At 61.8% G+C, this 11,746-nt stretch carries 13 protein-coding genes and 1 tRNA gene; 9 read left to right on the forward strand and 5 right to left on the reverse strand.

Annotated elements, in window-relative coordinates; genetic code table 11:
• Positions 1–121 precede the first annotated feature (121 nt).
• From ACPQ6D_RS09625 to ACPQ6D_RS09635, 3 genes are all read left to right on the forward strand, one after another.
• On the forward strand, positions 122–2,536 hold the full coding sequence (locus ACPQ6D_RS09625) for a glycosyltransferase family 117 protein (RefSeq protein WP_423224094.1): 2,415 nt from the start codon (positions 122–124) through the stop codon (positions 2,534–2,536).
• 265 nt (positions 2,537–2,801) lie between these two features.
• A complete protein-coding gene (locus ACPQ6D_RS09630; protein ID WP_423224095.1) occupies positions 2,802–3,596 on the forward strand; it encodes an electron transfer flavoprotein subunit beta/FixA family protein in 795 nt (264 codons plus the stop codon).
• A 19-nt stretch (positions 3,597–3,615) separates the two neighbouring features.
• Positions 3,616–4,593, forward strand: coding sequence for an electron transfer flavoprotein subunit alpha/FixB family protein (locus ACPQ6D_RS09635; RefSeq protein WP_423224096.1), 978 nt, complete (start codon positions 3,616–3,618; stop codon positions 4,591–4,593).
• Positions 4,594–4,680: 87 nt separating this feature from the next.
• Here the strand turns inward: ACPQ6D_RS09635 and ACPQ6D_RS09640 are convergent, their stop codons facing one another.
• The 4 genes from ACPQ6D_RS09640 to rpsF form a co-directional block, all read right to left on the reverse strand.
• Positions 4,681–5,919: a peptidylprolyl isomerase gene (locus ACPQ6D_RS09640; protein WP_423224097.1), complete on the reverse strand. Its 1,239-nt coding sequence runs from the start codon at positions 5,917–5,919 to the stop codon at positions 4,681–4,683.
• Between the two features lie 24 nt (positions 5,920–5,943).
• The gene (gene rpsR / locus ACPQ6D_RS09645; RefSeq protein ID WP_423224098.1) at positions 5,944–6,297 is read right to left on the reverse strand and encodes a 30S ribosomal protein S18; all 354 of its coding nucleotides are present in this window, start codon (positions 6,295–6,297) and stop codon (positions 5,944–5,946) included.
• Between the two features lie 18 nt (positions 6,298–6,315).
• Positions 6,316–6,705 (reverse strand): single-stranded DNA-binding protein, encoded by a 390-nt coding sequence (locus tag ACPQ6D_RS09650; protein WP_423224099.1) that lies wholly within the window; start codon positions 6,703–6,705, stop codon positions 6,316–6,318.
• Between the two features lie 120 nt (positions 6,706–6,825).
• Positions 6,826–7,113: a 30S ribosomal protein S6 gene (gene rpsF, locus ACPQ6D_RS09655; RefSeq protein WP_423224100.1), complete on the reverse strand. Its 288-nt coding sequence runs from the start codon at positions 7,111–7,113 to the stop codon at positions 6,826–6,828.
• A gap of 238 nt (positions 7,114–7,351) precedes the next feature.
• Here rpsF and ACPQ6D_RS09660 point away from each other — a divergent pair.
• From ACPQ6D_RS09660 to ACPQ6D_RS09685, 6 genes are all read left to right on the forward strand, one after another.
• A tRNA-Pro gene (locus ACPQ6D_RS09660) sits at positions 7,352–7,426 on the forward strand.
• A gap of 216 nt (positions 7,427–7,642) precedes the next feature.
• Positions 7,643–8,422: a type IV toxin-antitoxin system AbiEi family antitoxin domain-containing protein gene (locus ACPQ6D_RS09665; protein WP_423224101.1), complete on the forward strand. Its 780-nt coding sequence runs from the start codon at positions 7,643–7,645 to the stop codon at positions 8,420–8,422.
• On the forward strand, positions 8,422–9,213 hold the full coding sequence (locus tag ACPQ6D_RS09670) for a nucleotidyl transferase AbiEii/AbiGii toxin family protein (protein WP_423224102.1): 792 nt from the start codon (positions 8,422–8,424) through the stop codon (positions 9,211–9,213). The genes ACPQ6D_RS09665 and ACPQ6D_RS09670 overlap by 1 nt, the downstream gene beginning before the upstream one ends.
• Positions 9,214–9,265: 52 nt before the next feature.
• On the forward strand, positions 9,266–9,760 hold the full coding sequence (locus ACPQ6D_RS09675; RefSeq protein WP_423224103.1) for a hypothetical protein: 495 nt from the start codon (positions 9,266–9,268) through the stop codon (positions 9,758–9,760).
• A gap of 8 nt (positions 9,761–9,768) precedes the next feature.
• Complete coding sequence (locus ACPQ6D_RS09680; RefSeq protein WP_423224104.1) at positions 9,769–10,425, forward strand: histidine phosphatase family protein; 657 nt, start codon at positions 9,769–9,771, stop codon at positions 10,423–10,425.
• A complete protein-coding gene (locus ACPQ6D_RS09685; protein ID WP_423224105.1) occupies positions 10,415–10,861 on the forward strand; it encodes a hypothetical protein in 447 nt (148 codons plus the stop codon). The genes ACPQ6D_RS09680 and ACPQ6D_RS09685 overlap by 11 nt, the downstream gene beginning before the upstream one ends.
• A 157-nt stretch (positions 10,862–11,018) precedes the next feature.
• On the opposite strand, the gene ACPQ6D_RS09690 is transcribed toward ACPQ6D_RS09685, so the two are convergent.
• Entirely contained in the window at positions 11,019–11,744 is a 726-nt protein-coding gene (locus ACPQ6D_RS09690) for an ABC transporter ATP-binding protein (protein ID WP_423224106.1), read from the reverse strand.
• Positions 11,745–11,746 lie beyond the last annotated feature (2 nt).

Genomic DNA, 11,746 nt, shown 5'->3' on the forward strand with positions numbered 1-11,746 from the left:
AGTGGTTGCAGCGATCGTTCGGCTGAGCTCACGACGAAGCCTCAATCGCCCAACATGCCCCCAGTTTGAAATGCACCCGTGAAGCCAGAGGGACGAGGAAAGAAGAAAGGCTGACCTGATTGTGGAAACGGCGGCGAACAACCGACAGAAGCTGAAGCCCAGGCTCTCAGCGCAGATGGCGCTGGCGCTGGCGCTGATGGTCGGCGGCTGGGTTCTGTACGGGGCAACGATGGCGCCAGGGCTGCTTTTTGGCGATTCCGGTGAACTGCAGTTTGCCCTGCCCATCGGCGGCCTCATTCATCCGACAGGGTATCCGCTGTATGGCCTCCTGGGCTGGCTGTGGACGCAGGCGACCTTTTGGTGGCCTGAACCCGCGACGCGGGTCAACGCCTTTTCTGTGCTGTGGGGCGGCATCGCGCTTGGCTTCTTCTTCCTGGTGACGCAGCATCTCTTGGTGCGGGTCCTCCCCAAGCAGAGTGATATGAGCCGTCAGGTCTGCGGCCTGATGGCTGCGCTGCTGCTGGCGGTTTCACCCACCTGGTGGTCGCAGGCAACCATTGCCGAAGTCTACACACTCAATGCCGCGCTCATGCTGGCCGTCTTTTACCTGCTGCTGCGATGGGCCGCGGCCCATCGAGCCGCCGAGACAGGCGCCGGGCGCTGGCTAAACGCCGCGGCCGTCATGTTCGGCTTCAGCCTGACGCATCATCAAACCACAGTGCTGTTGGTCCCAGCCTTCGTTCTCTTCATCCTGCGTGTGCAACCCGGCCTGGCCCTGCAGCTGCGTCGCCTGCTGATCCTCCTCGTGTGCGCGGGGCTGCCGCTGCTTCTGTATCTGACGATTCCCTGGCGTGCGCTGCACACCCCCTACGCCCGATTGGAACTAAGCGAGGGCAATGTGCTGCAGCTCTACGAAGGCGGGGTTAGCGGTTTTGTGCAATGGGCCACCGGCGTGCGTTTCGCCGGTTCGCTGCGCAGCGTGCAGGCTGCGCTGGCGCAGGCGCCGCAGGCGCTGACCTGGGCCAGGCTGCAGTTCGGCGTCGTAGGCCTGGCGTTAGCGGCCCTGGGCGCACTGCACCTGCTTCTACGCCAACGCCGCGGTATGTTGACCCTGACCGGCGCAGCGCTGCTGGCCTTGCTCGGCTTCAATCTCTTTTATGGCATTGGCGACATTGCCGTCATGTACATCCCAGTCTATATGCTGCTGGGGCTGTGGTTGGCGACCGGCCTGGCCGCGCTGGTGCAGGTCGGCGACCGGCTGGCGCGCGGCCGGGATTGGAATCTTTCCCTGCTTATCCCGGCCGCCCTGCTCATTTGGCCGCTCGTATGGTTGCTCTGGCGTTTTCCGATGTATGATCTGAGTCAGCACAACACCGCCGCGGCGTTTTGGGAGCAGATTTTCAGCCAACCAATCCCAGCGAACGCCATTTTGGTCAGCAATGATCGCGACGAAATGATGCCGCTCTGGTACTACCAATTGGTGCGGCGGGAACATCAAGGTCTGACTGGCCTCTTCCCCCTGATTGTGACCGATGCGGGGTTCAACAACGTGGTGCGCGTCGTCGAAAGCGCGCTTAGCCTGGGCGGCGGGCGCCCGGTCATCCTCGTCAAGCCAATGCCCGGGCTTGATGTCAAATTCGATCTGACAGCCACCGGTCAAGTCGTGCGCGTCAACGGCCCTGCAGTCACCCGAACGCCAGAACGGCCGCTGAATGTCAGGTTGGGCGAGGTGCTGCGCTTGACCGGTTACGGCACCGACCCCACCAGTCAACTGCGGCCTGGCGGCGCGCTGCGAGTCACGCTCTACTGGCAGCCGCAGCAGGCGCTCGATGCCGACTATACCGGCTTCGTGCAACTTCTCGACGCGTCAGGAGCCAAGGTGGCGCAGGGCAATGATCATCTAGCCGGCGGCCTTTACTACCCAACAAGCCTATGGCGTCCAGGCGAGATTCTGCGCGATGTCTTCACGATGACGCTGCCATCCACGCTGCAGCCTGGCGCGTACACCCTCCTGACAGGCATGTATCGCAGGGACCAGGCGAGCGGAGAGATTCAACCGTTGGCGGCGTCGCTGGCCATGGGCAAAATCGGCCTGTTGCCCGATGTCGCGCGGGCCGTGACGCCGGTCGAACGGCCGTTGAACGTGGAATTAGGCGATTCTATCCTGCTGTTAGGATATTCGCTGCGCCGTTCAGACACGGCCCTGGAGGTCATCCTGCAGTGGCAAACGGCGCGCTATATCAACGCCGACTACACGGTATTTGTGCATCTCCTCGATCCCGCACGCGCGATCGTGGCTCAACACGATGGAGAGCCGGCGGAAGGGTTGGCGCCCACCTCGATCTGGGTCCCTGGGCAGCCGATCCGCGACGAACACCGCTTGCTGCTGCCGTCCAACATGGCGCCGGGCACCTACACGCTGGTATGCGGTATGTATGATCCAGTCACGCGCGACCGTCTGGCTGTCACCGGTGGGCCGATGTCGCAGCAAGGCGACAGCCTGTTCTTGGAGGAGGTCACCTTCTTCACACGTTAAGCAGACCGAACCCGTCGCTGCGCAGTCGGCGCAGGATGCCTGCGCCGTTGCACAAGAACAACAAAGGCCGCGAGCTTGTTGCGCAACGCGTCATCAAATGTTATAATGCGTGTGTATGATTTTTCTCATGGCGCGCAGCCGCAATACGGTTAAACTTCTGAAGGCGCTGGCATGAGCGACGCCAGGCGACGTTGAGGGTTTCGATTTCCAACATAAATTCAGTGCTGACCTTTCCCCCGCCCAGTGAAGTGAAAGGAAGAGGTGTATGAAGATTGTTGTTTGCGTCAAACAGACGCCTGACACAGCAGAATTGCCCAAGGTAGACTTGGCGCGCGCCAAGTCAGGCGAGCTGGGGGTGACCATGGTGGTCAACCCCTGGGATGAGTTTGCCCTGGAAGAAGGCATTCGTCTGAGTGAGCGCTTCAAGGCTGATGTCACGGCCGTCAGCATTGGCCCAGCCCAAGCGATCGAAGCGCTGCGCACGGCAATCGCCATGGGCATTGCCAATGCGGTATTGCTCAGCGATGGCGCGTTCAAGGATGGCGACGCGTGGGCCACCGCGCGTGTGTTAGCGGGCGCGATCAAGAAGAGCGGCGCGGCCGATGTGGTGATCACCGGCAAACAGGCCGTGGATGGCAACAGCGGCCTGGTGTCCGTAGGCCTTTCCCGCCTCTTGGGCGCCAGCTATCTGAGCGGCGTCACGAAGGTGGTGGATATCAGCGGCGGCAAGATCACCGTTGAGCGCGGCATGGAAGAAGGCAAAGAGACCGTCACGGCCACCCTGCCGGCGGTCATCTCCGTGGCGCGCGAGATCAACGAGCCGCGCTACCCCAGCTTCATGGGCATCCGCAAGGCATCGAAGGCCGCCGTTCCGACGTGGGCCGCTGGCGACCTGGGTCTCAGCGCAAGCCAGGTTGGCAAGGCTGGTTCCGTCATGGATTGGGTGGATATGCGCAAGCCGCCCGCGCGCGCGACCAAGTGCGAGATGATCAAGGCCGACAGTGTGGAGCAGCAAGCCTCCATCCTCATGGATCGGCTGTTAGCCGATAAGGTACTTTAGGGAAGGAGGACACACACCAATGTCAGTTCTTATTTGGGTCGAACAATTCGACGGCAAACCAACCAGCAGTTCCTGGGAGATTCTAGGCAAGGCGCGTCAGTTGGCCGATGAGCTCAAGGTCACGACCGGCGCCATCGTCCTGGGCAGCGGTATAGATGCCATTGTCGCGGCAGCCATCAGCTACGGGGCAGACACGGTCTACGCGTGTGATGACCCCAGCCTGAAATCCTTCCGCCTCAATCCGTATACCGAAGTGATCAAGAAGGTCATCGGCGACGCCAAGCCATCTATCGTCCTCTTCCCGGCCAGCATGCGCGGCCGCGATCTCAGCGGCGCAGTCGCCTGCGATCTCAACACAGGCGTGGCTGCGGACGTGCTCGATCTTTCGCTGCGCGACGGCCGCCTGTTGGCCACGCGACCGATCTACTCCGGCAACATCCTGGTGGATGTGGTCAGCAAGGCTGATCCGCAGATTGCCAGTGTGCGCAACCGCGCGTTCCCCGCGCCAGATGCCAATCCGGGCCGGGCAGGCAACGTGGTCAAGGTCACGCCGGCGCTGGCTGAAGGACAGGCCGGGGCCGTCGTGAACAGCTTCGAGGTGGTTGGCGGCGGCGAAGTGAGCCTGGGTGATGCCCGCATCATCGTCTCCGGCGGTCGCGGCGTCAAGGGGCCGGAAGGCTTTGCGCCCATCAAGGCGCTGGCCGATGCGCTAGGCGGCGCGATGGGCGCCAGCCGCGCTGCGGTGGACGCGGGCTGGATTCCGTACAAGCACCAGGTCGGCCAGACTGGCAAGACCGTGCGCCCTGATCTGTATGTGGCGTGCGGCATTTCAGGCGCCATTCAGCACCTGGCCGGCATGGGATCGTCCAAGGTCATCGTCGCGATCAATAAGGACCCGGAAGCGCCCATCTTCGGCATTGCCAACTATGGTATCGTCGGCGACCTGTTTGCCGTGGTGCCGGCGCTGACGGCTGAAGCGAAGAAACGCCTGGGCTAGCCAATTCCGTTAGCTGGGGAGAAATGCAATAAAAAAAGAACCGGGTTTCTGACGAAATCCGGTTCTTTTTCAATCCGTGGCGCAAAACTAGCCGCCGATGGGTGTGGGCGGGATCTTACTCGTGTTCCACGACCGTTCGATCTTGGATGCCTCACGCAGCTTGGTCAAGAAGTCGGCGAAGGCCTGCTGCTTCTTGCTAGCCAGGGTGCTGTCATCCAATTTACGTGCGGGGTCCTTCTCCGTAACCTGGATGATATGATAACCGAACTGCGTCGTCACGATGTCGCTGATCTGGTTGACTTCGAGCTTGAAGGCGGCGTCTTCGAACTCCGCCACCATGCGGCCCTTGCCGAACCAGCCCAGGTCGCCGCCTTGCGCGGCCGAGCTATCTTCAGAGACTTCCTTGGCCACCACATCGAAGGGTTCGCCCTTCTTGAGGCGTTCCAGCGCAGCCTTGATTTTCTCATCGGCCTTCTGTTTCTCTTCAGCCGTGGCGGTGGCAGCCACCTTGACCAGGATGTGCCGCGCGTGGATTTCCTCTTCGGTTGTAGGCACGTCCGCCGTTACCACGTCTTGCAGCTTCGTGCGCAGCAGACGGTTTTCGGTCAGGGTGCGGAACTCCGCCTCGGTCACACCCGATGATTTGCTGATATTGTCCAGCGTCTCTTTGTAAATACGCTGATACTCAGCTTCGGTGAAAGGCGTCGGCGTCGGCGCGGGCGTTACCGTCGCGCTGACCACCTGCGTCTCAGTCACACCGGCCGACGTTGTCACCACCTGGGTTGAGGTGATGGTCGCCGGCGTGACGATCGGCGTCGGCGTCGCATCAGGCTCGTAACCGAAGCTCTTCGCGACTTCTTTCTCCACGTCCGCCGGGTCCACGGTGATATTGCGCTTGGCGGCTTCCTGGCGAATCAGCGCTTCATCCACCATGTTGTCGAGCACATTCAGAGCCAGGGTCTCCGGGTTGCTCAACTGCTGTTGAAGCTGTTGGATTTGGGAACCAAAGAAGTTGTTGGAGCCATTAGGATCGAGCTGCTGCTGAATCTGCTGATACTGCGCCAGTTGATTCACGAGCAGCGCACGTTCGTACTTCACCCGAGCCTGGTAGCGGTCGGTTGTGATGGTGTCGCCGTTGACCGTTGCCACCGGCGAGTTGGGAATCAGAACTAGTTGTTGGAGTAACCCGACAGCCAGCACGATCACCACGAGGGCGCCGGTAATGCCGACGCCAATCAGAACGCGGCGTTGAAGCTCACGCTCACGCCGGTTGAGGGCCGTCTGTTTCTTGGTCGGTTCTTTAACCGCTCGTTCTCGCTTTGCCATGCCGCGTGGCGCTCCTGGTCAGAATTAACCTTGTGTACCGCCGACGTAAGTCAGCAGGGCAAGGTAGCGCGCGCGTTTGATCGCCACAGACAGTTCGCGCTGATGGCGGGCGCAGGTGCTGGTTTTGCGGCGTGGACGGATCTTGCCGCGCTCGGTGACGTAGCGGCTCAGAACATCCACGGCTTTGTGGTCAATGAACTTGACCTTGTCAACACAGAAAGCGCACACGCGACGGCGCACTGCGCCGAAACGACGTCCACCAGGGCCAGTCGGCGGCCCGCCGCGGCCGCGCACTGGGCGACCGCCACGCGGACGACCACCGCGGTCATCGCCCACGTCATCCAATTCATCATCTACGATGTCAAAATTCGTAGCCACAGTCTACTCCTGCTCTCACTAGTAATTGTTCTCTTCTTCGTCGCTGCTGGCATAATCAACTTCACTGCTGCCTGGGCGGCTATCGAGCATGATCATCTCGTTCGCGACCAACTCGGTGCGGAAATGCTTCTGCCCGCTTTGGTCTTCCCAGCTACGGGTTTGCAGGTGCCCTTCCACGTAGACGCGCCGGCCTTTACGCAGGTATTGATTGCAGATTTCTGCCAGGTTTCCCCAGGCCACCACGTTGAACCACTCGGTGGCCTCGCGGCGTTCCCCTTCGGCTGTCACCCACGTACGGGTCACAGTGACGCTAAACGACGTCACGGGTTTGCCGCTGGGTGTGTAACGCATGTCGGGATCATGGCCGATTTGGCCGATGATCATGACTTTGTTCAGACCTCTTGGCATGTGTCTGGCTCCTCATGTTGGCTCTTCAACGTGGGCTTTTGGCTCCACGATGCGCCAAACGGGGCATTACGCGGCCCTGGACAGGGCGGCGCGTAACGGCATCAAGCAAGGCCGATGTCTCTACGCCTCCTTGCGGATAAGCAAATGGCGCAGCACGTTCTCGTTGAGACGCAGCGAGCGTTCGAGCGCTGCTGTGGCCGATGGTAGCAATCGCAGCCGAAACAGGACATAGTTGCCTTCACGTTGCTTGCGAATCAAATATGCAAGCGTACGCCGGCCCCACAGTTGCGTTTCGATTACCTCGCCACCGGATGTGCGAATGAGGTCGCCGATGCGCTCGTTCAGCGTATTGACGCCCTCTTCATCCAACTCTGTGCGGACGATAGTCATCAATTCGTATTCGTTCATTGAGGTCCGCATGCCTCCTTTCTATGGGTTTGCCCCCGGTCAGGCCGCGGGCAGAAAGAACGAGGGCTTGTGGCCCTCGTGCGAACGACCTAAGTTTAGCATAAGGCCTACGTTTTGGCAAAGACGCTGCGTGCCAATCTCCGCTGATCAACCCCAACCCGCCGCGTTCCGCCGCGCGTGTGCAGTTGACCCGCTGATTTTGGCGGAACGGGGGACATGTGGTATAGTTTGGTCTGTTCGGGGCGTAGCGCAGTTCGGCTAGCGCGCACGGTTCGGGTCCGTGAGGTCGGAGGTTCAAATCCTCTCGCCCCGACACAGCATCTGTCATATCTCTAAAACAGCCTTTGGGAGGCCTTCCAAAGGCTGTTTTCGCGCAGAATGGGTTTCATCAGTACGACCAGTTACTTTCGTCGTCGTTGAATCACAGTGCCCGATCCCCCGTAAAAAGCACCCATGCCCTGATCCTCGCTTGCCACGACTCAGTTCTTGTGGTATGATGTGCCACAAATCGGGTAATTTTTTATGCCATATGAGTGATAATCTATCCTCGCTTTCGATCATCAAGCGCCTGCATGAACTTGATCTATTCTTCGTCACCACGCGTACCCTGGCCGATCTGTTTGCGCTGCCGCCCACGCGCATTTACCAGGTGGTGGCCCAGCTCAAAGAGTCAGAACTGCTGGTCGAGGTCGAGAACGGCAAGTACCTGGTGCTGGGCTTCGAGCCGGAACGCGTCTTGGCCAACCCTCTCTTCATCGCCAGCCAGTTGGTGACGCCGGGTTACGTTTCCTTCTGGTCGGCGCTGCACTACTACGGCTTTACGGAGCAGGCGCCGCTGACCGTCTTCGTGGCGACGACCAAAAAGAAGCGGCCTGTGGTCTTTCACGACCACCGCTTTCGCTTCGTGACCGTGCAACCCCACAAATTGTTCGGCTACCGCCGCGAGACCGTGGGTGAGCTGCCGGTGTTGATCGCCGACGAAGCCAAGGCCATCATTGACAGCCTGGCCGAACCTCGCTACGCTGGCGGTGTGGCCGAAGTGGCGAAGGCTTTGCGCGCTGCCCTCGGTGAGGTTGACGTGGCGACGCTGGTGGACTATGCCAACCGCATGGGCGACAAGAGCCTTGGTTCACGGCTGGGCTTTCTGATTGGCCAGTTGGGGCAATCGCTGTCTGTAGACGACCTGATTCACTCGGCCAGCCCGGTCAAGCTCGATCCCAGTCGGCCGACCAACGGCCGGATGGACAGTCTGTGGCGGGTCAATCTCAACCTGTCCGCCGCCGAGCTTTTTCCGCGGGGGATGGGCTGATGTTGACACGCGCGCAAATCCAGCGCCTGGCCCAAAGCCAGCGCGTTGGCATGCAAGTACAGGAGCGGGACTATCTTCAGCATCTGCTCCTACTGGCGCTGACTCGCCGATCGCAAGCGCTGGTGTTCAAGGGCGGAACCGCGCTGCGCCTCGTTTACCGCGGCAACCGCTTCTCGGAAGACTTGGACTTCAACCTGGCCGTTGGCGCAGACAGCCCGGACAGCGTGGCGTCCCTGCGCAGACTTTGGCAGCAGATCGTGGGCGATCTGGCTGACTTCGGCGTGATGGCTGACGTGCGCAACGAGTGGGAGGGCGAGGTGGGCTACAGCCTGGATGTGAGCTACCAAGGCCCGCTGTACGATGGACGGGACCGCAGCAAGGGCAAAGTGCGGGTAGACATCAGCCGGCGACAGGAACCTGTGGAAACACGGCGCGAGCTGGTGCGCTCGGCATACGACGATGTGCGGCCGTTCGTGGTGACGGTGTTGACGCCTGAGCATCTACTGGCCGAGAAGGTGCGGGCGTTGGTGGTGCGAGCCAAAGCGCGCGATCTGTACGACGTCTGGCTCTTGTTGGACCAGGGCGTGGCGCTGGAGCGGACCCTGGTGGAGCGCAAGCTGGCGCTCTATGACTTGACCTTGACCGCAACCGCGCTAGACGCGGCGCTGGCCCAGGCTGCAGCCGATTGGGAGCGCGACCTGCGACCGCTGCTGTCCCAGTTCGTAGAGGCAGACCTGGCGCTGCACGACGTTGGCGCACTTAGGGAGCTGTTTGCAGCAGGATCGGTATGAATCTGGCGAGGCGCGACCAACGAAGATATATGGATAATCACCAGCGGCGGTCATGGCGTTCGGCGACATCCCCACCGACACCGAGTTGGAGGCGCCGATCCGGGTGACGCTGCCCGCCCACACGCCCGGCTCGAAGCTAAGCTTCGAGGGCGCAGTCACGTGCCGCTCACCTGCGGGCCATGCGCTCAAAACCGCGCTTAACCGCGTAACCGTGCGCTTCATGGAGCAGCCTGCGTTCCATTTGCGCGATGGGGTGGTGGCGCCCGTGGTCGAGCGGGTGCTGGATCACATGAAAGCGGCCAGCGTGCTCGGCGTGGCGCGCGTGTTGGCCCAAAATGCACCGGCGGCCGCGCGCCAGGCCGAAACCGGCGTGACAGGCCTGCGAGACTACGCGGCGCTGCTTGGGGATGAGCGTGCGGCCGAAGAGGCCGCGGAAGCAGCGCTCAGCCTGGGCGCAGTCCAGGCGGCGCCGGCCATGGCGAAACCAATGGTCGCCGACGCCTTCGCCCGTCAGCGCAGCGCCCGCAAGTTCGAGGACAAAAAATAATGACTTCTATGAACCCAACAACCCTCCTTTTCATCCGTCATGGCGAAACCGATGCCAATGCCAACGGCCAGTTGGAGGGCGCCACCGACAAGCCGCTGAACGCCGCCGGGCAGGCCCAGGCCCAAGCCGTCGCGGCGCGCCTGGTGCGTGAGAATCGGCCCATCCAGGCCATCTACAGCAGCTCGCTGACCCGCGCGCGGCAGACGGCGGCGCCCCTGGCTGCGTCGCTTGGCGAGCTGCCGGTGCAGATTGACCCCGATTTGTCTGAGTTTCACTTGGGAGAGTGGGACGGCCTGACCCTGGAGGAACTGCGCGACGAGAAACAACTGTGGGCGCGCATGGCAACCGACCCGCATTTTGCGCCTCCAGGCGGCGAATCGGCCATGCAATTCGGCCTGCGTCTCGTGCGCGCGGTGCGCGCCATCCTCAGCCGCCACCCAGGGCAGACGGTCGCCATCTTCAGTCACGGCGGAGCGCTGGCCACGGTGCTGGCCGTGCTCTTGGAGAACCAGGGCAACCGTTGGCCTGGGTACCTGATGGACAACGGCGGCATCAGCGAGATGGTGTTCGAACCGGCGCCCCGCCTCGTGCGCATGAACGATGTCAGCCATATCAGAGCAATGCTGAACGCTGAACAATCAATGGAGAGAGAGCATGAGCAGTAACGAACAAACCAACGATTCGATAGCTGAAGCGGCGGATAGCGCCGGGGAGACGGTGAACGTCAACCGGCAGACCGGCGTGACGATCAGCGCGCAGACGGTGACGGTCAGCCAGAGCAATGTCAATCAGGTGCATGCCGACCGCATCACGGTATCACAAGGCGGCATCGGCAGCGCGAAGGGCACCAACATTACGGTGACTAACGGCGGCATCGGCGCGGCGAGCGGTGAATCGGTGACGGTGACGGGCGGCGGCATCGGCGCGGTGGCCGCGCGGAACGTTCACGTGCAAGACGGCACGATCGCGTTTCTGGCGGCCCAAACCGTGACCGGTAACCCGCGCATCCTGTTCGACCTGCGCGCAGGGCTGCTGTTTGGCCTGGCGGCGGGCGTGATCGTCAGCCTGGCGCAGTTCCTGACGCGGCGCCGTTCGTCATAGAATGTCTGCGCGTGCTTTGCGGGAATGCGGGAAGACTGAGGCAAGCCGACTCTAACGCAAGGGCGCAAAGGCGTAGAGACGCTATGCTTTTTCTTTGCGCCGCAGCGTCTTGGGGTCTTTGCGTCGAAGCCGGCACATCCCTTGCGGCGGGTGCTTCTCATCCAGAAGAGGATGCGCGGCTTTTGCCGAGGTAGGCCTCGACGATGGTTGGGTCGGCGCGCAACTGGGCGGCCGGGCCTTCCCGCACAATGCGACCGCTCTCCAGGACATAGGCATAATCGGCGATGTACAGCGCCTTGCGCGCGTTTTGCTCGACCAATAGGATAGTCGTCCCCTGCGCCTTGAGGTCAGCGATGATACGGAAAATCTCTTGCACGAGCAGCGGCGCCAATCCCAGCGACGGTTCATCCAACATCAGCAAGCGCGGCCGAGCCATCAGGCCGCGACCGATGGCTAACATCTGCTGCTCGCCGCCGGAAAGAGAGCCGGCCTCCTGCCGGCGCCGTTCGCGCAGCCGCGGGAAACGCTCAAAGCTCGCCTCCAGATCGGCGTGGATGCCATGCCGATCACGCCGCCGGTTGGCGCCCAGTAACAGGTTATCTTCCACGGTCAGCGGCGCGAGGATTTGACGGCCTTCTGGCACCTGCACCAGCCCCAGGGCTGCTACGCGATCCGACCGCCAGCCCGTAATATCGCGCCCGTTGAACACGATGCTGCCCTCATGCGGCGCTAACAGTCCGCTGATCGTGTTCAGCGTGGTTGATTTGCCCGCGCCATTGGCGCCCACCAGCGCCACCACGCTCCCCTGCGCGACCTCGAACGAGATGCCCTTCAGCGCAGAGATCGCGCCGTAAGCGGTGTGCAGATTCGTCACCACCAGCATCG

Source organism: Candidatus Amarolinea aalborgensis, from assembly GCF_900491745.1.
Classification (GTDB): Bacteria; Chloroflexota; Anaerolineae; order SSC4; family Amarolineaceae; genus Amarolinea; species Amarolinea aalborgensis.

What these genes read in the sequence shown, in the direction of transcription:
- rpsF (WP_423224100.1), bottom strand. Translation starts at nt 7,113, where the DNA reads ATGAACGAATACGAATTGATGACTATCGTCCGCACAGAGTTGGATGAA.
- ACPQ6D_RS09630 (WP_423224095.1), top strand. Translation starts at nt 2,802, where the DNA reads ATGAAGATTGTTGTTTGCGTCAAACAGACGCCTGACACAGCAGAATTG.
- ACPQ6D_RS09690 (WP_423224106.1), bottom strand. Translation starts at nt 11,744, where the DNA reads ATGCTGGTGGTGACGAATCTGCACACCGCTTACGGCGCGATCTCTGCG.
- ACPQ6D_RS09670 (WP_423224102.1), top strand. Translation starts at nt 8,422, where the DNA reads ATGTTGACACGCGCGCAAATCCAGCGCCTGGCCCAAAGCCAGCGCGTT.
- ACPQ6D_RS09665 (WP_423224101.1), top strand. Translation starts at nt 7,643, where the DNA reads ATGAGTGATAATCTATCCTCGCTTTCGATCATCAAGCGCCTGCATGAA.
- ACPQ6D_RS09650 (WP_423224099.1), bottom strand. Translation starts at nt 6,705, where the DNA reads ATGCCAAGAGGTCTGAACAAAGTCATGATCATCGGCCAAATCGGCCAT.
- ACPQ6D_RS09680 (WP_423224104.1), top strand. Translation starts at nt 9,769, where the DNA reads ATGAACCCAACAACCCTCCTTTTCATCCGTCATGGCGAAACCGATGCC.
- ACPQ6D_RS09635 (WP_423224096.1), top strand. Translation starts at nt 3,616, where the DNA reads ATGTCAGTTCTTATTTGGGTCGAACAATTCGACGGCAAACCAACCAGC.
- ACPQ6D_RS09675 (WP_423224103.1), top strand. Translation starts at nt 9,266, where the DNA reads ATGGCGTTCGGCGACATCCCCACCGACACCGAGTTGGAGGCGCCGATC.
- ACPQ6D_RS09685 (WP_423224105.1), top strand. Translation starts at nt 10,415, where the DNA reads ATGAGCAGTAACGAACAAACCAACGATTCGATAGCTGAAGCGGCGGAT.
- ACPQ6D_RS09640 (WP_423224097.1), bottom strand. Translation starts at nt 5,919, where the DNA reads ATGGCAAAGCGAGAACGAGCGGTTAAAGAACCGACCAAGAAACAGACG.